This window comes from Collinsella sp. LCP21S3_A9 (assembly GCF_052118785.1).
Taxonomy (GTDB): domain Bacteria; phylum Actinomycetota; class Coriobacteriia; order Coriobacteriales; family Coriobacteriaceae; genus Collinsella.
Window position 1 is genome coordinate 104,128 of the sequence record NZ_JBQKGN010000006.1, and the last position, 21,652, is coordinate 125,779.

Genomic DNA, 21,652 nt, shown 5'->3' on the forward strand with positions numbered 1-21,652 from the left:
CTGATGGCCAATCTGCTGTTCAACTTCGGGCGCATGGGCATAAGCCCTATGCGCCCTTGTTTCACGGCACCTTGGCTCATCAGAGGCGTTTTCGCTGACTATCCTCAACCTATACTGTTTTATTTTTCTATGAATGGCGGTTCTGAAAATGCCTAAGCGTTCTGGCTTGTATACCGTTCCTTTTGAGTTTGATTTGCTTTCGTTTGATGAGTCTGTGGGGCTTGCTGCCGATACGGGGCGGATTTCTGGGGATGCTGGTCCTCTGCTCGAGACGGTTGTCGATATGCTCGATGAGCTGGGGCGGCCGGACGAGTACTTTGATTGCATTCAGGTTGCCGGTACCAATGGCAAAACTTCGACGACGCGTTTTTCGGCTGCTATCCTTCGCGGCGAGGGGCTCAAGGCTGCGCTTTATACGTCGCCGCAGCTTGTTCGCTATTCCGAGCGCATGGAGGTCGATGGGCACGTCGTGAGCGATGAGGCGTTTGCCCGTGGCGTTTCTGCTGCTGTTGAGGCGGGGCATCGAGTGAATGCGCGCCGCGTGGTGGCGGGGGAGCGTGCCTATACCATCACGCCGTTTGACCTGCTGACGGCCGCCGCGCTTGTGGTGTTTGCCGAGGCTCGCGTGGATGTCGCCGTGCTCGAGGTCGGCATGGGCGGTCGCTGGGACGCCACGAGCGCGACCGATCCCGTCGCCGTTGCCATCACGGGTATCGGACTCGACCACACGCGCATTCTGGGCGATACGCTCGAGGCCATTGCGGGGGAGAAGGCCGCCGTCATTAAGCCCGGGCGCCTGGTTGTGCTGGGCGAGGGCACGCATGAGCCGAGCGTTCAGCGCGTTATGGATGCCCGTTGTCGCGAGTGTGGTGTGGTGCCGCTGGTGGTGAGCCACGCCACGACCAAGGTGCCGGCGCATGTGGGCGATACGGTTGAGTTTAGCTGTACCACGCCGCGTGCGATTTATACGTCGAGCATGGTTAAGCCGGCGTATCAGCCGCAGAATGCCGCGTGCGCGATTATGCTCTGCGAGGGGTATCTGGGTCGCGAGCTCGACCACGAGGCGCTTGATGCTTCGCTTATGGGCTGTGCCACGCCGGGCCGTTTTGATGTGTTGGGAACCGACCCGCTCAAGCTGATTGACGCCTGCCATAACCCCCAGAGCTGCGAGAACTTTGTGAGCGCCTTGGACGAGATCGATCCGTGCGTAGAGAGCCGCCCCACGTTGCTGTGCGCCGCGCTGGCAGACAAGGACGTGGCGGGTATCGTCGATGTGCTGATCCCGGCCTTCCCGCGCGTGGTCGTCACACAGACCGATTCCGATCGCGCCCTGCCGGCGGAGGAGCTTGCTGCCCTGGTGGATTCCGATAAGCTCGCAGGCGTGTACCCCAGCGTGTCCGAGGCCCTCGCAGCCTTTGAGGCCGCAGGCGAGCCCTTCGTAGCAGCAGGCACCATCACCCTGGCCGGCGAAGTTGCCGGTCTGCTCCGCTAGATCCCTTCCGCAGGGTAGCTAGTTTGCCTGCTCGCCACGAAATGGGCCTATCTACTACGTTTGACCGGCTACCCTCAACCATGCCGAGAATCGCAAAATCAAAACCGCAGGTAGAAGGCTTGCCAATTTTCAAAAAATACCCGCATGGTCGCCCCATGGGGGTTAAACGTAGTAGATAGGCCCATTTCGTGGCGGCATTCATGTGATGCGGCAAAGGGGCTGTCCCTTTGCCGCATTGCCTAGTCTAGGCGGACCGGATCGTGGGGGTAGGCGTTGAGGATCTCGACGCCGCTCTCGGTGACCAGGGCAAGGTCCTCGATGCGGACGCCGGTGCGGCCGGGGAGGTAGATGCCCGGCTCGATGGAAAACGTCATGCCCGGCTCCACGACCTGCTCGTTGACGAGCGAGACGTCGCCCGGCTCGTGGTCTTGCAGGCCGATCGAGTGTCCCAGACGGTGCGTAAAGTACTTGCCATAACCCGCGTCCTCAATCACGTTGCGCGCGGCACGGTCCAGATCGCACATGCGCACGCCCGGTGCGATGAGCGCCTCGGCGGCCTCGTTGGCACGGCGTACGATGTCGTAGATACGCGCGGTCTCCTCGTCCGGCTCGCCCCAAAAGAACGTGCGCGTCATGTCCGAGCAATAGTTGCGGCGACGCCCGCCAATGTCGAACAGCACCACGTCGCCACGCTTGAGTACCGTATCGTCTGGCTCGTGGTGCGGGTCGCCGGCGTTGGCGCCAAAGCTCACGATGGGCGGAAAGCTAAAGCCCTCGCAATCGTGCTTGCGATACAGGCCAAGCATCTGGTCGGCGATCTCGCGCTCCGTCACGCCTTCGTGGACGAGCTCGATCGCGTCGGCCATCACGGCGTCGTTAGCGGCCGAGGACACGCGCATAAGCTCCTGCTCGCCGGCGTCTTTGTAGGTTCGCGCGGCGGTCACGGCAAAATCGCCTAGGAGGAATTCGCTCGCGGCATGGCGCTCCATGAGGGGCATCAAGAAGCCGGAGCGCATGACGGTGTCGATGCCGAGCGGTTTGGTCGGATCAACCTCGCGAGCGATGGCGTCGGCCACGACGTCGGTATCGGTGTGGTACGCGACGCGGGCATTGTCATACTCGGGCAGCTGATGCAGCGCGTTGACCAAGATCACGGGCTCGCTACCGCGTGCGAGCAGTACGCCGCAAAAACGCTCGAACATATCGGCATAAAAGCCGGTCAGGTAATAAATCGACCACGGGTCGTTTACGAGCAGCTGCGCGCCGGGGTGCTGAGCCTCGAGCGCATCGAGCACGCGTGCCACGCGCTGGTCATCGACATGTGCCATACATCGTCCTTTCGTTAGGTTGCCACCATGGTATCCCCAATGCCAGGGTAGTCAATTTGGGACGGGGCTATTTTAGCTGCGTCAAACATGTGAGCTGATAGGTAAAAGTAGTCAATATGGTCCCGTCCCAAATGGGCTGGTTTCAAAACTATGGCGGATTACGGGGCTGGACCTGTATTACTTGACCATGGGAAAAATCGCGAAATTAAAACCGCAGGTAGAAGGCTTATCAAAAATCGAAAATTGCCGGTATGGGTGGGGGTCTCCGAATCAGCTCCGTAATCCGGCATAGTTTTGAAATGGCACTAAAGTAGGCACAAGCTAAATACCGATCCCAAGGCAAGTTGCGGTGGAATAGTTCCTTGATGCCGGGGTTTTGGCGGAAATCGGGAATTATTTCACCGCAATTGAGGAGGGACGGGGTGGATGGCGGGGTAGCTAAAAGAGCACCGTCCCAAACGAGCTGCTTAGGCCGGATCGATGTCCATGCTGGCGATGAGGTCGGTACCGGTGTCTAGGAGGTTGGGGAGGATTACATCGCCCATGCGGATGGGGGCTTTGACCACTAGGCCGCGGATGAGGTCCATGGTCTGGGCATGGAGTTCGAGCGGGATGGCTTCGGCCGTGCGAACGGGCAGCAGTGCCTCGTCGCCGCCTGATACCGCCACGGTGGTAGTGAGGACGCGCATGGGGCAGGTGAGCTCCTGATGTGCGAACTTATCGCCGCGCGGGCAGCTGTTGCCGGTCACGGCGCGCACCGTCGCCACGCGGTCGTCGGCCCCGCGCTCCACTTCCACCGTAAGGAGGCACTCGGATGGGCAGGTGGTGCAGTTGAACTGTAGCGTCTCGATCGCATTTGTGCTCATGGCTATGCCTCCTCGACGGGCTCGACGGAAAGGATAATCTCGCTGGCACCCAGGTCGAGCGCTCGCTGTATCACCTTTGCCGGCAGCGGGAAGCTTTCCATAACGCTCGGTTTAAACGCGCGGACCTTGCCCGTAAGCAGTTCCTCGTCGTCCGCCAGAATGCGCACGCGGGCGGCATCGACCGGCCGGCGCACGCGGAAGTTGAGCCTGGTGAGTGCCACGGCCGTAATGCGTCCCGGCAGCGCGTAGCCGGCGATGCCGGCAGGGGAGACCGTGAGCTGGCAGCCAGCGCCCGTTTCGACATCCGCGCCGGTCCCCAGCGCGTACGTCGCCGCGGCTGCGCCGGCACGCTCGGACTCGGTCGTCACGTTATCGGCCAGGTCGTGCACGTGCAGCACGTTGCCGCAGGCAAAGATGCCTGGCACGCCCGTCTGCAGGCTCTGGTCCACCACGGCGCCGCGCGTGCGCGGGTCAAGCTCAACACCCGCGCCTACCGAAAGCTCGTTCTCGGGAATCAAACCTACCGAAAGCAGCAGCGTGTCGCACGGAACGATGCGATCGGTCCCCGGAATGGGCGCCAGATTTTCGTCGACCTGGCTCACCTCGACGGCCTCCACGCGGTCGTGCCCAATCACGCGTGTGACGGTGGTGGACAGGTGCAGCGGAATGCCAAAATCGTCCAGGCAGTTCTTCACATTGCGGCGCAGGCCGTTGGCGTATGGCATAAGCTCGTACACGCCCTCGACCGAAATCCCCTCGAGCGTGCAGCGACGCGCCATGATGAGCCCAATGTCGCCCGAGCCTAAAATGACGGCGCGCGAGCCGGGCTTGAGGTTGTCGATGTTGATGTATCGCTGCGCCAGGCCGGCGGTAAACACGCCGGCGGGGCGGCTGCCGGGAATCTTGATCTCGCTGCGCGTGCGCTCGCGACACCCCATGGCAAGGACGACGGCGCGCCCGGTGAGCTGCAACATGCCGGCGGGGCTCATGAGCGTGACGGTGTGTGCCGAGGCTTCGCTCGCCGCGCCACTTGCGCCCGTGCCTGCGACTTTGTCCTCGCTTGAGTCGATCCCAATCACCATACTGTCCAGGAACAGTGCGATATCGGTTTCGCGCACCTGGTCGATAAAGCGCTGTGCGTACTCGGGACCGGTCAGTTCCTGCTTAAAGTGTGAGAGGCCAAAGCCCGGGTGGATGCACTGGCGCAGGATGCCGCCCAGGTGCTGTTCGCGCTCCACGATGGCCACGCGCGCTCCGGCCTTGCGTGCGGCAAGTGAGGCCGCCATGCCGGCAGGTCCGCCGCCGATAACGACTACGTCGAACGCCTGCGTCTGCACGGCGCCGGCAGCAATTGATGCCCTGTCGGCATCTGCGCAAGTGCACTCGACGCCCGATACCGCACCCATATCGATACTCGTCGCCATCCTAGCGCACCCCCTTCAACGGTCCCTCAACGAGCCACGAGCCAGTGTCCTCCAGCAGCACCTCGCTGGGATCGCAGCCCAGCTCGCGGGCCAGAATCCGCACCACGCGGCTCTGGCAAAAGCCGCTCTGGCACCGACCCATGCCGGCGCGGCAACGGCGTTTGACGCCCTCGACCGAGACCGCACCCGGGCGGCGTCGAATCGCGGCCACGATCTCGGCCTCGGGCACCGTCTCGCAGCGGCAGACGATCTGCCCCCACGCGGGGTCGGACTCAATGAGCTCTTCCTTGCGCGCAAGCGGCGCGCGGTCAAAGTCGTCCGGCGCGCGGCGAATCGGATCCCAATCGGCCCGCTCGCGCAAAGCAACGCCCGCCTCGCGCAGCACCTGCTCCATGCGCTCGGCAATGGCCGGAGCGCTCGCTACGCCCGGCGACTGAATGCCTGCCGCCTGGAACAGGCCCGGCACCACGGCGGACTGCCCAATAAAGAAGTCGTTCGTTCCCTTAATGACCGGACGCCCGCCGGCAAACGCTCGCACCACGCGGCGCGTGTCCAGATCGGGCACCAGCTTGCGCGCGCCGCTCAGCAGCGCGTCGACATCGCCCGCATAGGTCTGCGTGTCGCCCGCCTCGCGCACAGCGGCGGTCGCGGTGATCACCGTGTTGCCGTGGACGGTGCCCGTAACGATGACGCCCTTGGAAACCGGCGTGGGAACGGGGTAGAGCGGCATGAGTGCGCGCGGCTCCTTGTCCAGCACCACAATGTTGCCCTGGCGCCAGACCATCTGGAACTCCTCGGCGCCCGCCATATGCGAGATGTCTGCGGCGCCGTTGCCCGCCGCGTTAATCAAATAGCGGCAGCGCACATCACCGGCCGGTGTCACCAGCGTAAAACGAGCGGCCCCGTCGCCGCTCCTGTCGCCAGCGCCGGGAGCTACCTCGATCGTCTCCACCGGTGCGGAGCGCACAAACGTCACGCCGTTGGCGACCGCGTTTTCCATCGCGGCGATGGCGACCTCAAACGGATCGACATAGCCGGTCGAGGGACACCACAGCGCGCACGTGGCCTGGGCGCTGGCGCGCGGCTCCAGCTCGTGGATGCGCTCGGCCCCGATGATCGCCAACTCGGGTACGCCGTTTGCCAGCCCGTTGCTTTGCAGCTGCTCCAGCTGCGCGCGGTCTTGGTCGCTAAAGCCCAGCACCATGGACCCGGTGCGGCAAAACAAAAAGCCCAGCTCCTGGGCCCACGTGCCATATAGCTCGCAGCCGCGGGCGTTGACCTGGGCCTTAACCGTGCCCGGCGCCGGATCGTAGCCGGCGTGCACCAGGCCGCCGTTGGCCTTCGACGCGCCCAGGGCAATGTCGTTGGCCGCCTCGACCACGCAGATGGACAGGTCATAGCGTGCGAGCTGCCGCGCGATGGCGCAACCGGTGATGCCCGCGCCCACAATCGCGATATCAAACGTTTCTGTCACAGTGCCTCCCAGACGAGTTGACAGGCTGTCAATAAAGCTATCCTACGGTGTGCGCATCCCCCGCGCAGCGGCAATGCGGCGAACAGCACCGCTGCATCCGCCAACGGCAGGCGAGGGGAGACTCAGGTCAATCGGTGACCTCGTCTGGCACCCCTGTTGTCAAAGGTTTGTCTCGTTCTGTAACGGTAAGCAGAAGAGTTGGGTTCCAGATGTTACAGATCGAGACGTTTGCCAGGCGGGCCCTCTGTTTGTCTTAATTTGTAACAGTAAGAGTAGAAAATCGGTCCTATGTGTTACAGATTGAGATTTAAAGTCAGGGAGAGGTCATCTGTCTCGATCTGTAACATCTTGGGATCGATTTGGGGTCTAGATGTTACAGATTTAGATGAACCCATCAGTCGGTTTCGAATGTCTAAATCTGTAACAGTTAGACCTGTTTTTGCCGAGTTGTTGTTACAGATTGGGATATTGAGATTGGACATTTTCCTTTGTCTTGATCTGTAACAGATAGAAGGGTTTCTGGCCCCTAGTTGTTGCAGATTGAGATATTTAACGGAGGGCTCACCGTTCATCTTGATCTGTAACAGTAGGGACTGATCCTGGAGCCAAGATGTTACAGATTGAGATTTAAGTCTGGGAGAGAACGGTTTGTCTAATTCTGTAACATCTGGACCAGGATTCCGCTCTCACCTGTTACAGATTGAGATGTTTCTATCCGCCCATGCCTGCGACCTGCCAAATCGTTAACCCCCGTGTTACACTAACTCGAGTTGTAACTATCCCGAAAGGCCCACCTTATGTCCAAGTACATCTCTGAGCTCATGTCGCCGCAGCTTATGGGCGTCATCTATGCCTTTGTTGGCTTTATCATCGCCCTGTACGTGCTGTCGGTCGTCTATGTGTTTATTGACGCCCGCCGCCGCGGCGCTAGCGCTTACGTGGCATGGGGCATCATTGCCCTCATCCCGTTTGTAGGCCTCATCGCCTACCTGGTCCTGCGCCCGCACTCCTATGCGGCCGACCGCGAGGAGCAGGAGCTGGACATGGCCTTGCGCGAGCGCCAGCTTGCCCAGTACGGCACCTGCCCGCAGTGCGGTGCGCCCATCGAGAAGGACTTTGTGGTCTGCCCGGTGTGCGATACCCAGGTTCGCAACGTGTGCCCCAGCTGCCATCGCCCGCTCGACGCGCACTGGAAGGTCTGCCCCTACTGCCGAACTCGCATCCAGTAGCGCATCCATCGCCGGGCCGGCCGCAAGCCACGGGCCCCGCGCGCCGCGCGCAAGCCGCACGCAGCCCCGCCCCCACACGATGAAGCATGCGTAGAAAATCGCCCGCCGTGCCATTCAGGTGCGGCGGGCGCTTGTATACCTAGGTAACCTGCCTATAATGATGCAAGTCAAAACGCACGCGCCGGCAAGCGCAATGCACACCGCACGGCGCCAAGCAGCACTTGCACCAGGCATCCGAGAGGAGAAAACATACCCATGAAGGCACTCTACAATGACGGTTCGGTGGCCGAGCTCCCGCAGGACGAGGTAACGCACGTCATCCGCCACTCCGCCGCGCATATCATGGCGCAGGCCATCAAGCGCCTGTACCCCCAGGCCGATTTTGCCTACGGCCCCGCGACCGACAACGGCTTTTACTACGACGTCGACCTGCCCGAGGGCGTCAAGATCAGCGAGGACGACTTCCCCGCGATCGAGGCCGAGATGAAAAAGATCTGCAAGGAGAACCTCAAGTTCTCCGTGTACGAGAAGTCCCGCGCCGAGGCCATCGCCCTTATGGAGGAGCGCGGCGAGAAGTACAAGGTCGAGCACATCGGCGATCTGGACGACGACGCCCGCATCACCTTCTACCAGCAGGGCGACTACATCGACATGTGCGTCGGCCCCCACATCTGCTACACCAAGGCCCTCAAGGCCTTTAAGCTCACCGGTGTCTCGGGTGCCTACTGGAAGGGCGACAAGGACAACAAGATGCTCACCCGCATCAACGGCGTCGCCTTTGCCACCAAGGAAGAGCTCAACGAGCACATGCACATGCTGGAGGAGGCCAAGAAGCGCGACCACCGCAAGATCGGCCGCGAGATGGACCTCTTTATGATGCGCGACGAGGCCCCTGGCTTCCCGTTCTTCCTGCCCAACGGCATGATCCTTAAGAACACGCTGCTGGACTACTGGCGCGAGATTCACCACAAGGCCGGCTACGTGGAGATCTCCACGCCGCTCATCATGAACAAGCAGCTGTGGAAGACCTCTGGCCACTGGGACCACTACAAGGACAACATGTACTCCACCGTCATCGACGACGAAGAGTACTGCATTAAGCCCATGAACTGCCCGGGCGGCGTGCTGGTGTACGCCTCCAAGCCGCACTCCTACCGCGAGCTGCCCATCCGCGCCGGCGAGATTGGCCTGGTGCACCGCCACGAGCTGCGCGGAGCCCTGCACGGCCTGTTCCGCGTGCGCTGCTTTAACCAGGACGACGCCCACCTGTTTGTGCGCCCCGACCAGCTGACCGACGAGATCGTGGGCGTGGTCAACCTTATCGACTCCGTGTACCAGAAGTTTGGCTTTAAGTACCACGTTGAGCTTTCCACCCGCCCCGAGGACTCCATGGGTTCTGACGAGGACTGGGCTCGCGCCGAGGAGGGCCTGCGCACCGCTCTTGAGCAGCTGCACATGGACTACGAGGTCAACGAGGGCGACGGCGCCTTCTACGGCCCCAAGATCGACTTCCACCTGGAGGACTCGCTCGGCCGTACCTGGCAGTGCGGTACCGTTCAGCTCGACTTCCAGATGCCGCTCAACTTTGACCTGGAGTACGTGGACGCCGACGGCACCAAGAAGCGCCCCATTATGCTGCACCGCGTGTGCTTTGGCTCCATCGAGCGCTTTATTGGCATTCTGATTGAGCACTTTGCGGGCAAGTTCCCCACCTGGCTGGCTCCCGTGCAGGTCAAGGCGCTTCCGGTCTCCGAGAAGAGCCGCGACTATGCCCACGAGGTGTGCGCCAAGCTGGAAGAGGCCGGCATTCGCGTGGTCTGCGACGATCGCGACGAGAAGATCGGCTACAAGATCCGCGAGGCCCGCAGCATCGACCGCGTGCCCTACATGCTCATCTTGGGCGAGAAGGAGGTCGAGGCCGGCAACATCTCCGTCCGCGATCGCTCCAACGAGACCGTTCAGATGAGCGTCGACGAGTTTGTTGCGAAGGTGCTCGAGGAGATCAAGACTCGCGCCTAAGGCGAACAAAACAACAATACGTATAAGGCGACCGTCCACAAAGGGCGGTCGCCTTTTTTAATGCCCAAACAAAAAAAGCCGCTGGATGAGCGGTTTTTTGCACAAAAAGGTACAGGTTTTCGTATCTTTCGACACAGGTCATTATACGAGTTAATTCAGGCCGTTTTCCCAGATTACGCAAATTGCTGCGCAAGCAGACACATCTCCATACCCCTCTACAAAAACCTGTACTTTTGCGACTGCGCCTAGCTGCGAGCGAGAAGCCTGTTCTAAACGCCCCTGCATTTGCGTGCTTCGCAAAGCCAAAAAGAGGGGGCGAGAACATGGGACAGACGGCACGGCGCCAAGAGCAGCTGCCGGGCGCATTTAACGGCGCCACCACCAATAGCCAGTACGGCCGCGTCCGCTGGTATCTGGTCCACACCCCCCATGGAAAAGAGCGCGAGACCTGCGAAAAGGTTCGCCGCATTATCCCGCACAACCTTATGCAGGACGCTTTTGTGATGCAAAAGGAGTTCTGGTTTAAGCGGGACGGCGCCTGGTCGCTCCAAACCAAACCTATGTACAAGGAATACTTCTTCGTCGCCACGCGCGATGCCGCCGCGCTCGACAAGGCTTTGGCCCAGTTGAGCTTTGGCTGTCGCATTGTCGGCAGCAGGGAGCGGGCGTATGCGCCCATGCCGGACGATGCGCAGGACTGGTACCGCAGCGTGCTCGACGACGACGGCGTGGTACGCAACAGCGTAGCGCGCATAGAAGACGGCGTGCTGCACATAGAGCAGGGGCCCTTGGTGGGGCAAGAGGCCCGCGTTAAAAAGATTGACCGTCATAAACGCTGGTGCCTGGTAGACGTGGGCGAGGGTGACTCCGCATTTAGGGAGCTGCTTCCGTTAGACGTGCCCAGTAAGACGTAAGGGGACGTCGCACTGGCAATTCATTCGCAATTTGAATTCATCGATGGGGTGGACCCCTGGGGGCAGGGACGTGGATTTGAACTTGACTACTAAAGAGATGACTGAATGCAGCGCTTCTGTGGGGGAGTCGCTAGCCGTTCAAAAGATACAACCGAGCGGTACGCTGGTTTACCGTTTTTTGAAGAGGCTGTTTGATTTTGTTTTCAGCCTTTGCGTGAGCGTTGTGCTGTTAATTCCAGTGTCCATTGTCTGTGCGTTCATCTGTCTGGAATCGCCCGGAAACCCGCTGTACGCACAGGAGCGCGTCGGCAAGGGCGGTAAGACTATCAAGATCCTTAAGCTTCGCAGCATGGTCGTCGACGCTGGTAATGTACAGAAGTATCTGAGCTCTGAGCAGCTACATCAGTGGGAAGTCGAGCGCAAGGTCGACGATGATCCTCGTATTACCAAAGTCGGTCAGATCATTCGCAAGTGCTCCATTGATGAGATGCCGCAGTTTCTGAATGTGTTGAACGGTGATCTTTCCGTCATCGGCCCGCGTCCCATTACAAGAGACGAACTTGAGCAGCACTTCTCCGACGAGGAGAAGGCTGAACTGCTATCTGTGCAGCCTGGCATCACCGGCCTGTGGCAGGCGACTGACCGTAATTCCGCCACCTTCGAGAGCGGCCTGCGCCAGAAGATCGAGCTCCGCTACGTACGCAACCGCTGCTTCCGCATGGACTTGAAGTGTTTTACCGGCACCTTTGGTGCCATGTTCGGCAGAAAACGAACGGGTAGGTAATTGCGTTGAATAACGTTGAAATAACGAATCGCTATGAAACATGGCTTGCGTGTTGCAACGACGTAGAACAAACCAAGCTTATGATGCTTGAAGAAGATCAGGTAAAGGATGCTTTCTTTCGCGAGTTGTCTTTCGGCACCGGCGGCCTCCGCGGCAAGCTCGGCCTCGGACCCAATCGTCTGAATGTCTATACCGTCGGCAAGGCTACGCAGGGTCTTGCGGATTACCTTAACGGCACCTTTGAGAACCCGACGGTCGCGCTCTGCCGCGATACCCGTCACGGTTCCGAGGAATTCGTGCGCCGGGTGGCCGAGGTGCTCGCCGGCAACAACATCAAATCCTATCTGTTTGAGCGCGTCGAGCCCACTCCCGCGCTGAGCTTTGCCGTCCGCGAGTTGTGCTGCTCGGCCGGCGTCAACATCACCGCATCGCACAACCCCGCGGCATACAACGGCTACAAGGTCTACGGCTCCGACGGCTGCCAGATCACCGTCGAGACGGCGGAGGCCATCCAGGCGGCTATCGACCCCGTAGACTGCTTCGACGGTGTCAAGGCGATGCCGTTCGAGAATGCCTTGGATAAGGGTCTCGTAGAGTGGGTGCCTGAGAGGGTTCTCGACCGTTATCTCGATGAGACGCTCAAGGTATCAACGGGAGAGGACTGCTCGGGGCTCCGCATCGTCTACACCCCGCTCCACGGCGTCGGCCTGGAGTGCGTGTCCCGCGTCCTCGAGGGCATCGGCGTCGCCGGGGTCGCGACCGTCGAGGAGCAGTGCGTGCACGACGGCGACTTCCCGACCTGCCCGTACCCCAACCCCGAGGTACGCGAGGCGCTGAAGCTCGGGCTCGAGTACTGCGACAGGGTGAAGCCCGACCTGCTCCTGGCGACCGACCCGGATACCGACCGCGTGGGCATCGCCGTCCCGCATGCCGGTGAGTACAAGCTGCTCACCGGCAACGAGGTCGGCCTGCTGCTGCTCGACTTCCTTGCCAATAAGGCCGCTGAGGGCGGGCGTGAAATGTCCCGCGAGGTCGCCTGCACCACCATCGTCTCCGCGCCCATGGCCGATGATATCGCGAGCGCACTCGGATTCGAGCTGCGCCGTACGCTCACCGGCTTCAAGTTCATCGGCGAGCAGGTAGGCGTGCTGGAGTCCGAGGGCCGCGAGGGCGACTTCCTCATGGGCTTCGAGGAGTCCTACGGCTACCTCGCCGGCACCTCCGTGCGCGACAAGGACGCCGTGGTCGCCTCCATGCTCATCTGCGAGCTCGCCGCACATTGGAAGACGAAGGGGCTGGACCTCTACGAGGCCATGGAGCGCCTCTATGAGACATATGGCTTCTGGTCGAGTGCTCTTCTCGGTCAGGCATACGAGGGACCCAAGGGCTCGTCCGACATGTCCGCGATGATGTCCGGCCTCCGAGATCACGCTCCGGCGCAGATCGGCGGCACCGCCGTCGCGGAGCGTATCGACTACGCCAAGGGCGCGCCGATGCCCGTCGTCAACCCGACCGACGAGCCCCAGCGCCTTCCCGAGGCGGACGTCCTCGAGTTCAGGCTTATGGATGGATCGCGAGTCCTGTTCCGCCCCAGCGGCACGGAGCCCAAGGCCAAGGCCTACGTGTTCGCGAAGGGCTCCGACCGCGCAGAGTCCGAGTCCAAGCTCGCCGCGCTGGCCGCGGACGCCAAGTCAATCTTGGGAGGAACCCGATAATGATCCACCTCGTCCTGCTCTCCGGCGGCTCGGGCACGCGCCTGTGGCCGCTCTCCAACAGCACGCGCTCCAAGCAGTTCCTCAAGGTCCTGCGCGATGCGGACGGCAACCACGTCTCCATGGTCCAGCGCGTCTTCGGCCAGATCGGCGCCGTCGACGCCGACATCGACATAACCATCGCCACCTGCGCAAGCCAGGAGGAGTCGATCCGCCGCCAGGTTGAGGGCGACTACGCGCTGGTCCTCGAGCCCGAGCGCCGCGACACGGCGCCTGCCATCATGCTCGCGTGCGCCAACCTCGCGCTCGAGCAGGGCGCCGGCGAGGGCGACACCGTCATCGTCATGCCCATCGACAGCTACGCCGACCAGGCGTACTACGACAGCGTCGTCAAGCTCGACGAGGCCGTCCAGGCGGATTTCGCCGAGCTCGTCCTCATGGGCGTGGAGCCCACCTACCCCAGCGGCAAGTACGGCTACATCGTGCCCGCGGCGGGTGAGGGCTGGCCCCGCCGGGTCGAGCGCTTCACCGAGAAGCCCGACGAGGGGACCGCACGGGAACTCATCTCCCAAGGGGCCCTCTGGAACTGCGGCGTGTTTGCGTTCAGGCTCGGCTGGCTTACCGGCCTTACCGCCAGGTACCTGTCCTGCGACACTTTCGAGGAGTTCCGCTCACGCTATGCCGAGCTGACCAAGAACTCCTTCGACTACGAGGTCGTGGAGAGGGCATCGTCCATCGGCGCGGTCTCCTACGCGGGTGAGTGGAAGGACCTGGGCACCTGGAACACGCTGACCGACGAGATGGCGGACTACACCTCCGGCCGCGTCGTGGTCGATACCAAGACGTGCAAGAACGTCCACGTTATCAATGAGACCGGTTTTCCGATGGTCGTTGCGGGCATCTCGGACTCCGTTGTGGTGGCGACGCCCGACGGCATTCTCGTCTCCGGCAAGGAGGCGTCGGCCAACATCAAGGCCGAGGTCAATTCCGTCGCCGAGAGCCGTCCCATGTACGAGCAGCGCTCCTGGGGCGAGTACCGCGTCATCGACAGCAGCATCTTCCCTGACGGGGCCAAGGCGCTGACCAAGGAGCTGATCATCCGCGAGGGGAGTCAGCTCGACTACCAACGCCACATGCACCGCGGCGAGGTCTGGACGGTCATCTCCGGGACCGGCGAGGTTGTCCTAGACGGGCTGGTGCAGCAGGTTCGCGCTGGCTTCGTCGTACAGATACCTGCCGCAACTCAGCATTCGGCACGAGCACTCGGGGGAGATTTACACGTAATCGAGGTCCAGCACGGCGAGACGCTCGTTCAAGAGGACATTGAACGCTTCGACGATTTCTGGAAGGAATAGTGTGAGTTATATTCGTAAACATCCGAAGGTGGCTTTAGTTCATGACTGGCTCGTGAGCGAGGGCGGTGCTGAGCAGGTTCTTAAGTGCTTTCATGAAATTTGGCCTGATGCACCTATTTACACGCTTGTTTATAACGAAAAGAAAGCACCGGCTTGGACGCACGGGCTTGATATTCGCACAACTTATATCCAGGATTGGCCCGGTGGTAAGACTCATCATAAGTTTCTTCTGTCCTTCATGCCTAGGGCTTGGGAAGCTCTTGATCTTACTGAGTACGATCTTGTTGTTAGTTCGTGTGCAAGCTGCTGTAAGGGCGTCATTACTCGACCAGATGCCGTGCATATCTGCTATTGCCATTCGCCAATTCGTTACGTCTGGGATCTCTATTACGACTATCTCGAGGGCGCTTCTGCAATTAAGCGCGCCTTTATGCCAGCGATGATTCATAAAGTTCGGATGTGGGATTTCCAGGCAGCGCAACGGGTCGATTGTTTTGTCTCTAACTCTGACTACGTAGGCAGGCGCATTTCCAAATTCTATCGCCGTGAGTCCACGACGGTGTATCCCGGTATCCGTCTGCCAGAGGGTCCTGTCTCCGAGGAACGCGGCGACTACTATTTCATTCTCTCTCGCTTCGTAGGCTACAAGCGCGTTGATCTCGCGATCGAGGCTTGTAATAAGTTGGGCCGAAAGCTCATTGTGGCCGGCTCTGGCGGCGAAGAGGAACAGAAGCTGCGAGCAATGGCGGGTCCGACCGTTGAGTTCGTGGGTCGCGTCTCCGAAGACCAGCTTAACGAATATTATTCGCATGCCAAAGCATTTCTCTTCCCCGGAATTGAGGACTTCGGCCTCACTCCGCTTGAGGCTATGGCCGGCGGCGCTCCCGTCCTCGCTTACGGGGAGGGCGGCGCTTTGGAGACTGTGGTAGACGGGGAGACCGGCATGTTCTTCCATGAGCAGGACGCCGACTCGCTCGCGGCTTGTATCAAGGAATTCGAACGCCGGAGTTTCAGTGCCGCGGCCTGTCGCGCCCGCGCTGAGCAGTTCTCTACCGAGGTGTTCAAGGATCGGTTCGCTGATTTCTGTGACCGCACCCTCGCTGGCGAGATCGGGGAATAGATGCTTCTTCAGAACGTCGTCATAATCACGAATCAGGCGAGTACTATGGGTGGGGCCGAGAAGGTGGCGTGCCGTTGTGCCATTCTGATGGCCGAGCGTGGGTTCAACACCTATCTTTTTGCTGGCACGGGACCGGTATCTCCTGAACTTGTCCAGTCGGGTGTCCATGTAACCTGTCTTGAGGGGGAATACACTGCTGCCTCGGGACGGAACAAGATTGCCGCTGCGGCTCAAGGTTTTTGGAATGCCAGAGCAGGGCGCGAGCTCTCGCGTCTTCTTGCCGGGCTCGATCCCGCGAGCACCGTGGTGAACCTCCACTCTTGGACGCATACGATGTCGTCCTCGATTCTAGAGTCCGTTCGATGTGCTGGTTTTCCCCTGCTCATTACCGCTCACGACTATTTCCTCGCCTGCCCCAATGGCGGGTTCTATAACTATGTCGACTGGAAGCCGTGCGAGCTGCGTGAGTGCGGGCGCGAGTGCCGTCGCATTAACTGTGACAAGCGGAGTTTTGCCCAGAAGAAGTACCGTGTCGCCCGCTTCGATGTGCAGACGCGTATCCTCAGGAAGATGCAACCGATGCCGGGCATAATCTTTCTGTCGCGTTTTTCGGAGAACGTTCTGCGCGAAAGTATTCCCTTTACCTTTAGCTCTTATCGTGTAGACAATCCTATCGAGGCAGACTGGGATACTACCGTATGCAACCCGGACTATGACGAGCGACCCATCGATATGCTTTACGTGGGCAGGATCGACCCTGAGAAGGACTGTGCGCTCTTCTGTCGCGTGGCGAAGGCGGTTGGTGGCAGGGCTGTTGCGGTTGGTGACGGATCGCAAGAGTGCGAACTTGCTCGTAAATATCCCTGTGTTGAATTCGTTGGACGAAAGAGCGCTTCTGAGGTGCGTAATTACTACAAACAAGCGAAGTGCCTTGTATTTTCGTCCTCTTGGTATGAGACCCAGGGTCTTGTGCTACGTGAAGCCCAGATTACTGGATCTGTGCCTTGTGCTTTGAGGGGCGGAACAGCTGGCGAAGATTCCGTGCGCGATGGGCTTGATGGCATTGTCGTGCCTCATGATGATGAAAATGCCCTTATTGCTGCTGCGAAAAAAATAATTAAACGTGAAACAAACGATCAAATGCGCTCGGCGATTGCCGATCAAGATTTCACGCTGTATAGACCAGAGACGTTTGCGGTGCAGATGATTCAGATCTATCAGGATTTTCTTGCGACGAGGGGTGACAACTAATGACCCTACTTAAGTTCTTGTCAAACGCCTGGGAGGGCTTTCGGTGCCGTAGCCGTTCTCTATGGCTCAAGGGTTGCTATGGAAACGCTTTCTCATACGGTTCTCATTTGCGCTTCCGGAAAGACTTTGTTGTTCAAATAGGGGGGGGGGCGGCTCTGTGAGCATTGGTAACAATACGTTTTTCAATTCTGGCTGTTCCCTTAACAGCTTGAACTCGATAACCGTTGGAAATGACTGCATTTTCGGGGAAAACGTCAAGGTTTACGATCATAATCATGTGTTCTCTCTGGAAAATGTTCCGTACCGTAAGTCTGGATTTACAACCGCGCCCATTTCAATTGGAAATGATGTGTGGGTGTGCGCGAATGTTGTTATTTGTAAAGGTGTAAGTATTGGTGACGGTAGCGTCGTCGGAGCCGGTTGTGTTGTGCGAGCTGATGTGCCTGCGAATTCTATCTTGATGTCCGATGGGTCTTTCACGCCTATTGTGAGAAAGGCTTCATGAAGATGAAAGTTGTATTCGTTAGCAACTATATGGTTATTCACCAAAAACCATTTTGCGATGCCATGATTAAGTTGGTTGGGGTTGACAACTTCAAGTTCATTGCTTGTGAGGAACTTGAGGCGTATAGAAAGACCAGCGGCTATCTGGATATGAATGACGATCCGTGCGTAATCAAAGCATATAAATCTGAGGATGAAAAACAGCGTGCGCGCGAATTTGCAACCGAAGCAGACGTTGCAATTGTGACCATTAACTATTCCGAGTGGCTCCAGCTGAGAAGCAAACGGGAGGGTGGCTTAAATTTCGTTTACATTGAGAGACTGTTGAAGATCGGCCTATGGTATCGCTTTTTCCCGTATCCGAAATACAAGCAGGCTTGGGAAAACTGTCTTAAATGGCGCAATGATGAGCGCTTCCACATGCTGTGCGCATCCGCGTTTGGCAGTTCTGATTTGTCGCTATTTTTGCCTTCATTTCCTGTAAGTCGTTGCTGGAAATGGGGGTATTTTCCCCCGACGGAAGGCAGGTTTTCAAACGATGATGGCAAGCACGTTCGCAAGAAGCGCAACTCTATCTTATGGGTTGCCAGACTCATAAAGCTGAAGCGGCCATACCTGGCGATTCGGTTGGCCGAACGCCTTCGCAATGATGGCTACGAATTTAAATTGACCATGGTGGGCGGTGGTCCCATGGCCGATAAGCTAGCCGAAGCCATTCGCATTCGCGGCTTAGACGATTACATCGAACTTATGGGGGTGCTGCCGAATGATCGCGTCCGTGAGCTTATGCGTGAGTCGGAAATGCTGTTATTTACCTCTACGCGACGCGAAGGCTGGGGTGCCGTTCTTAATGAGTGCATGGCAGAGGGATGTACTCCTGTAGCTGCCAGCATGATTGGATCCGTACCTTTCCTTATTAGTCAGGGCGTTAACGGGTGCGTCTTCGATGATGCGAATGTCGATTCTATGGTTGAGCAGGTCGAGCGACTCCTGAGCAAGCCTCTGAATTGCGAATACATGGGTAATGAGGCTCGTAAGACTATTGCTGAGACGTGGAATGCGGAGGAAGCTGCACGAAGGTTTGTCGTGCTATGCAATACGCTGCAAGGCGGTGCAGTGGAGAGTCCCTTTGAGAATGGTCCGTGCAGTCGCGCTGAGATTATACGTGACAAGTGGTACTGCGAGTATGGAAGGCTTTCTTCATAGATGAGCAAATTTGCTTTTATAGTGCTGCATTACAAGGCACGGGAGGCAACCCTTGCTTGCGTTGAGTCAATATTGACTCTCGAAAAAGCGCAAGAAGATACCGTGGATATTGTGGTTATTGAGAATGGTTGTCACGATGGAATCGAGACATATCTTAGAGAGCATATTGATGCTGAGCTCATTGGCGATGTGTCTGTCGTTTTGAGTGAAGAAAACCTCGGTTTCGCACGCGGGAACGACTTGGGCTTTGCGTTTGCCAAGCGGGAGCTTGATCCAGATTTTTATGTCGTGTGCAACAACGATGTCGTATTTGCGCAAAAAGATACTTGTGCATCCATTGTTGATTCATACTCCGCTAGGCGCTTTGACGTGATGGGACCTGATATCTATAACCCGGTTTTGAATGTTCATCAGAGCCCGTGTGAAGCGAGGATGCCTGTATCTGATGACTATGTGCGAAGTCTTGAAGAAGGCTTCAGGCAGCGTTTAGCCGATTCCTATTCCAATGAACGTAAGCTTCGTTTGAAATATACGTTCATGGCGACAACGATGGGGCGCGCTCTCAAGCGCCTGAAGCTTAAACGCTCGAGCAGGGGTTGGGCTCAACCACAGGAGGGTGTTGAACTGCAGGGGTCTTGTGTAATTTTCTCACGCGATTACGCAGCGGAAATGGACTGGGCCTTTTGTCCGGACACATTCATGTACCTCGAAGAGCTTATTTCGCTTGTGGTGTCACAGACTCACGGTTTTAAGCATGTCTATGACCCGAGTATTCAAGTCGAGCATATGCACGGTGTTTCTACCTCGCTTGATCATCCTGATCAGGTAGAAAAACACAGGTTTTTCCTGAAGGAAAACCTGAAATCGGTTGAAGTATTGAAGAGATTGATTGGCTTAAGTTGATGCAACGAAACAACGAACAGGTTCAAAGTATGAAATACGCGAATATTTATATGGCGCTTGTATTTCTTGTTGCTTCAAAACTATTTGGTTTGGTTAATGTTGAAGGTTTATTCAATCTTTTGTTTTCTTCGAATGTACTGCTATTTTTGCTTTGTTTTGCTGGTGCGCTAGCTGTACTGCTACCCAGAAAAAAAGGTGGGTTAAAGGTATTTTGCTCCTATATTGGTAACTATTTTGGTTTCTTCTTATTTTCAGTACTATTTGTTGCGCTATTAACTTTGATTGAATTTCCTTTTGTTGATCGTTTTAGGGTTTTTGCTCGCTGTTGCTCACTGCTCACGTTATTCTTTGTCTTTCCTGCTATAGCGTATTGCAAGCAAGCGCCGAGGGGCATTATCGATTTGATGACCTTGTTCGAAAAGATTGCGTTTCTTGGTTGCTGTCTTTATATTTTAAACGCACTGGTTTTTCAAGTAACTGGCCGAATGATCTTTCCGGGTCAATCATTTCTTGGCGATTATGAACATGCGTCGGTGCGTTATTTTTTGGTGAGGCTTAGCGTCCCATCGATTTTCGATTTTACAACTATTTTTGCTTTCATAATGTTACTAACATCCGAAGGCCGCGATAGGCGAATGCATCTTGTTACATTTACTGTCGAATTTTGTGCCATTGCTTTTGTGGCGCAGTCTCGCGCTGAGATTGCAGCGGTCGTCCTATCTGTGTTCACGGCCTTTATTCTTCGCTTTGGGTATGAACATCCTTATTTATGCTTGAGCGCGGCTGGAATTGGCGTTTTGATCATACTCGCAATGACTGGCGTCCTCTCGAACATATTCGGCTTATTTCTGGTTAATGGAAACCTCGAGCAGAGTACATTAATTCGCGTCAATTCCACGCATTATTACTTATCCATATTTTCGCAAAACCCTTTAATTGGTTTTGGCTTTATTGCGGGGACTCCTTCTTATTACGGCGTTGAGCATGGGCTTTCAGGGCTTGCGTGGACTTCTGACGTCGGCTTTGTTGGTCAGCTTGCTCAATGGGGGGTCTTTTTTCTTATTTGCTACACTTTTTCGATTTTACGATCTATCTATGTCACTGTGGTGCATTGGGGATCTTCTCCAGTTCGGTTGAAGTGTCTTATGGCCGCCTTTCTTTGTTATATGGCGCTGACAAGCTATTCGTTGATTATTCTTAGCATTGTTGGCGGACTTTGTTTTCCTTTGTTTGTTGCAATCTATGAGTGCGTTTCTTATGAGTAATAACGTCGATTTTGCTCTCTTGGCATTGATGCTAATCGTCTGATCTGGAGCGCATAACTTCGCCAGATTTTCAAATTACTAGCGTGCAACGTTCGCGCTCAATAAGGCTGTAAGTGCATGATTGACTTTGGATGGTGTTTTCTGTGGGTAGATTATCAAAGCTATTTGAGACAAGTTTTATCAAGACGCTTCATTTTAACTTTCATTATTTTGGTTGGGGGGGGGCACGGCTTCCCGTGCTGGTTGCGAGGAATTACGTTTTGAGCGAGTTGCATGGGCAAGTCAACATTGTTAACCCTAGGCCTGGATGCATCCGCCTTGGCTACTCGTCGGTCGGCATCTACGATGCACGGTTTGATCGCGGTATTTGGCAATGCTCCGGCAAAGTTCTATTTGACGGGGGTGCCGTGTTTTCCCAGGGCTCAAAGATTAGTGTGGGAGCTGGTGGATTCTTGCGCGTTGGTGAAGGTTTCAAGAATATGGCTAACGGTGAGTTTGTTTGCCATGAGTCGATGCATCTGGGGTCTAATTCCTTAGTTAGCTGGGATACGTTATTCATGGACACTGATTTCCACCAGATTGACGGTAAGCCCGCGAGCGCTCCGGTAATACTGGGGGACAACGTCTGGGTCGGCTGCAGATGCATGGTGCTAAAGGGCGCTTCGGTGCCGAACGGGTCCGTACTTGCCGCAGGCTCGACGGTTACCAAGGATCTGACTCCGGAGAGATCGCTCTTTGGCGGCGTAAATAAGCTACTTCGTACCGGAATTGAATGGAATGAATGACAGCTGCAATTTGAGCGGCTA

Annotated in this window: 18 protein-coding genes; 14 read left to right on the forward strand and 4 right to left on the reverse strand. The window is 57.4% G+C overall.

All coding sequences use genetic code 11. From position 1 onward, the window contains the following. Positions 1-148: 148 nt before the first annotated feature. Positions 149-1,492 carry a bifunctional folylpolyglutamate synthase/dihydrofolate synthase gene (locus tag ACTQ05_RS04025; RefSeq protein ID WP_441538028.1) on the forward strand — a complete coding sequence of 448 codons (1,344 nt, stop codon included), beginning with the start codon at positions 149-151 and terminating at the stop codon, positions 1,490-1,492. A 239-nt stretch (positions 1,493-1,731) separates the two neighbouring features. Here ACTQ05_RS04025 and ACTQ05_RS04030 read toward each other — a convergent pair whose 3' ends face one another. The 4 genes from ACTQ05_RS04030 to ACTQ05_RS04045 all read right to left on the reverse strand — a co-directional run bounded on the left by ACTQ05_RS04030 (position 1,732) and on the right by ACTQ05_RS04045 (position 6,584). Then, on the reverse strand, positions 1,732-2,820 hold the full coding sequence (locus ACTQ05_RS04030; protein ID WP_441538030.1) for a M24 family metallopeptidase: 1,089 nt from the start codon (positions 2,818-2,820) through the stop codon (positions 1,732-1,734). Positions 2,821-3,287: 467 nt separating this feature from the next. Continuing rightward, positions 3,288-3,686, reverse strand: coding sequence for a DUF1667 domain-containing protein (locus tag ACTQ05_RS04035; RefSeq protein ID WP_441538031.1), 399 nt, complete (start codon positions 3,684-3,686; stop codon positions 3,288-3,290). 2 nt (positions 3,687-3,688) lie between these two features. Continuing rightward, positions 3,689-5,110: an NAD(P)/FAD-dependent oxidoreductase gene (locus tag ACTQ05_RS04040; RefSeq protein ID WP_441538033.1), complete on the reverse strand. Its 1,422-nt coding sequence runs from the start codon at positions 5,108-5,110 to the stop codon at positions 3,689-3,691. A gap of 1 nt (position 5,111) precedes the next feature. Then, a complete protein-coding gene (locus tag ACTQ05_RS04045; RefSeq protein WP_441538035.1) occupies positions 5,112-6,584 on the reverse strand; it encodes an NAD(P)/FAD-dependent oxidoreductase in 1,473 nt (490 codons plus the stop codon). A 797-nt stretch (positions 6,585-7,381) separates the two neighbouring features. Here ACTQ05_RS04045 and ACTQ05_RS04050 point away from each other — a divergent pair. From ACTQ05_RS04050 to ACTQ05_RS04110, 13 genes are all read left to right on the forward strand, one after another. Next, positions 7,382-7,813, forward strand: a complete 432-nt coding sequence (locus ACTQ05_RS04050) for a double zinc ribbon domain-containing protein (protein ID WP_006234085.1) — start codon at positions 7,382-7,384, stop codon at positions 7,811-7,813. A 255-nt stretch (positions 7,814-8,068) separates the two neighbouring features. Then, a complete protein-coding gene (gene thrS / locus ACTQ05_RS04055; protein WP_441538037.1) occupies positions 8,069-9,832 on the forward strand; it encodes a threonine--tRNA ligase in 1,764 nt (587 codons plus the stop codon). 323 nt (positions 9,833-10,155) lie between these two features. Further along, positions 10,156-10,746, forward strand: a complete 591-nt coding sequence (locus ACTQ05_RS04060) for a hypothetical protein (RefSeq protein WP_441538039.1) — start codon at positions 10,156-10,158, stop codon at positions 10,744-10,746. Between the two features lie 97 nt (positions 10,747-10,843). Beyond that, positions 10,844-11,530, forward strand: coding sequence for a sugar transferase (locus ACTQ05_RS04065; protein ID WP_441538067.1), 687 nt, complete (start codon positions 10,844-10,846; stop codon positions 11,528-11,530). Positions 11,531-11,610: 80 nt separating this feature from the next. Continuing rightward, complete coding sequence (locus ACTQ05_RS04070) at positions 11,611-13,245, forward strand: phospho-sugar mutase (RefSeq protein WP_441538041.1); 1,635 nt, start codon at positions 11,611-11,613, stop codon at positions 13,243-13,245. Then, positions 13,245-14,597 (forward strand): sugar phosphate nucleotidyltransferase, encoded by a 1,353-nt coding sequence (locus ACTQ05_RS04075; RefSeq protein ID WP_441538043.1) that lies wholly within the window; start codon positions 13,245-13,247, stop codon positions 14,595-14,597. The genes ACTQ05_RS04070 and ACTQ05_RS04075 overlap by 1 nt, the downstream gene beginning before the upstream one ends. A gap of 1 nt (position 14,598) precedes the next feature. Further along, a complete protein-coding gene (locus ACTQ05_RS04080) occupies positions 14,599-15,717 on the forward strand; it encodes a glycosyltransferase (protein WP_441538045.1) in 1,119 nt (372 codons plus the stop codon). Continuing rightward, positions 15,718-16,968: a glycosyltransferase gene (locus ACTQ05_RS04085; RefSeq protein WP_441538047.1), complete on the forward strand. Its 1,251-nt coding sequence runs from the start codon at positions 15,718-15,720 to the stop codon at positions 16,966-16,968. Positions 16,969-17,029: 61 nt separating this feature from the next. After that, positions 17,030-17,473 (forward strand): acyltransferase, encoded by a 444-nt coding sequence (locus tag ACTQ05_RS04090; RefSeq protein WP_441538049.1) that lies wholly within the window; start codon positions 17,030-17,032, stop codon positions 17,471-17,473. Then, complete coding sequence (locus tag ACTQ05_RS04095) at positions 17,470-18,678, forward strand: glycosyltransferase family 4 protein (RefSeq protein WP_441538051.1); 1,209 nt, start codon at positions 17,470-17,472, stop codon at positions 18,676-18,678. Before ACTQ05_RS04090 ends, ACTQ05_RS04095 begins: the two co-directional genes overlap by 4 nt. Next, the gene (locus ACTQ05_RS04100; protein WP_441538053.1) at positions 18,679-19,581 is read left to right on the forward strand and encodes a glycosyltransferase family 2 protein; all 903 of its coding nucleotides are present in this window, start codon (positions 18,679-18,681) and stop codon (positions 19,579-19,581) included. Positions 19,582-19,610: 29 nt separating this feature from the next. After that, positions 19,611-20,846 (forward strand): O-antigen ligase family protein, encoded by a 1,236-nt coding sequence (locus ACTQ05_RS04105; RefSeq protein WP_441538055.1) that lies wholly within the window; start codon positions 19,611-19,613, stop codon positions 20,844-20,846. Between the two features lie 143 nt (positions 20,847-20,989). Then, positions 20,990-21,631: an acyltransferase gene (locus tag ACTQ05_RS04110; RefSeq protein ID WP_441538057.1), complete on the forward strand. Its 642-nt coding sequence runs from the start codon at positions 20,990-20,992 to the stop codon at positions 21,629-21,631. The last annotated feature ends 21 nt before the right edge of the window (positions 21,632-21,652 follow it).

What these genes read in the sequence shown, in the direction of transcription:
- ACTQ05_RS04035 (WP_441538031.1), bottom strand. Translation starts at nt 3,686, where the DNA reads ATGAGCACAAATGCGATCGAGACGCTACAGTTCAACTGCACCACCTGC.
- ACTQ05_RS04075 (WP_441538043.1), top strand. Translation starts at nt 13,245, where the DNA reads ATGATCCACCTCGTCCTGCTCTCCGGCGGCTCGGGCACGCGCCTGTGG.
- ACTQ05_RS04030 (WP_441538030.1), bottom strand. Translation starts at nt 2,820, where the DNA reads ATGGCACATGTCGATGACCAGCGCGTGGCACGCGTGCTCGATGCGCTC.
- ACTQ05_RS04040 (WP_441538033.1), bottom strand. Translation starts at nt 5,110, where the DNA reads ATGGCGACGAGTATCGATATGGGTGCGGTATCGGGCGTCGAGTGCACT.
- ACTQ05_RS04060 (WP_441538039.1), top strand. Translation starts at nt 10,156, where the DNA reads ATGGGACAGACGGCACGGCGCCAAGAGCAGCTGCCGGGCGCATTTAAC.
- ACTQ05_RS04025 (WP_441538028.1), top strand. Translation starts at nt 149, where the DNA reads ATGCCTAAGCGTTCTGGCTTGTATACCGTTCCTTTTGAGTTTGATTTG.
- thrS (WP_441538037.1), top strand. Translation starts at nt 8,069, where the DNA reads ATGAAGGCACTCTACAATGACGGTTCGGTGGCCGAGCTCCCGCAGGAC.
- ACTQ05_RS04065 (WP_441538067.1), top strand. Translation starts at nt 10,844, where the DNA reads ATGACTGAATGCAGCGCTTCTGTGGGGGAGTCGCTAGCCGTTCAAAAG.
- ACTQ05_RS04095 (WP_441538051.1), top strand. Translation starts at nt 17,470, where the DNA reads ATGAAGATGAAAGTTGTATTCGTTAGCAACTATATGGTTATTCACCAA.
- ACTQ05_RS04090 (WP_441538049.1), top strand. Translation starts at nt 17,030, where the DNA reads ATGGCTCAAGGGTTGCTATGGAAACGCTTTCTCATACGGTTCTCATTT.
- ACTQ05_RS04100 (WP_441538053.1), top strand. Translation starts at nt 18,679, where the DNA reads ATGAGCAAATTTGCTTTTATAGTGCTGCATTACAAGGCACGGGAGGCA.
- ACTQ05_RS04050 (WP_006234085.1), top strand. Translation starts at nt 7,382, where the DNA reads ATGTCCAAGTACATCTCTGAGCTCATGTCGCCGCAGCTTATGGGCGTC.
- ACTQ05_RS04085 (WP_441538047.1), top strand. Translation starts at nt 15,718, where the DNA reads ATGCTTCTTCAGAACGTCGTCATAATCACGAATCAGGCGAGTACTATG.
- ACTQ05_RS04105 (WP_441538055.1), top strand. Translation starts at nt 19,611, where the DNA reads ATGAAATACGCGAATATTTATATGGCGCTTGTATTTCTTGTTGCTTCA.
- ACTQ05_RS04070 (WP_441538041.1), top strand. Translation starts at nt 11,611, where the DNA reads ATGATGCTTGAAGAAGATCAGGTAAAGGATGCTTTCTTTCGCGAGTTG.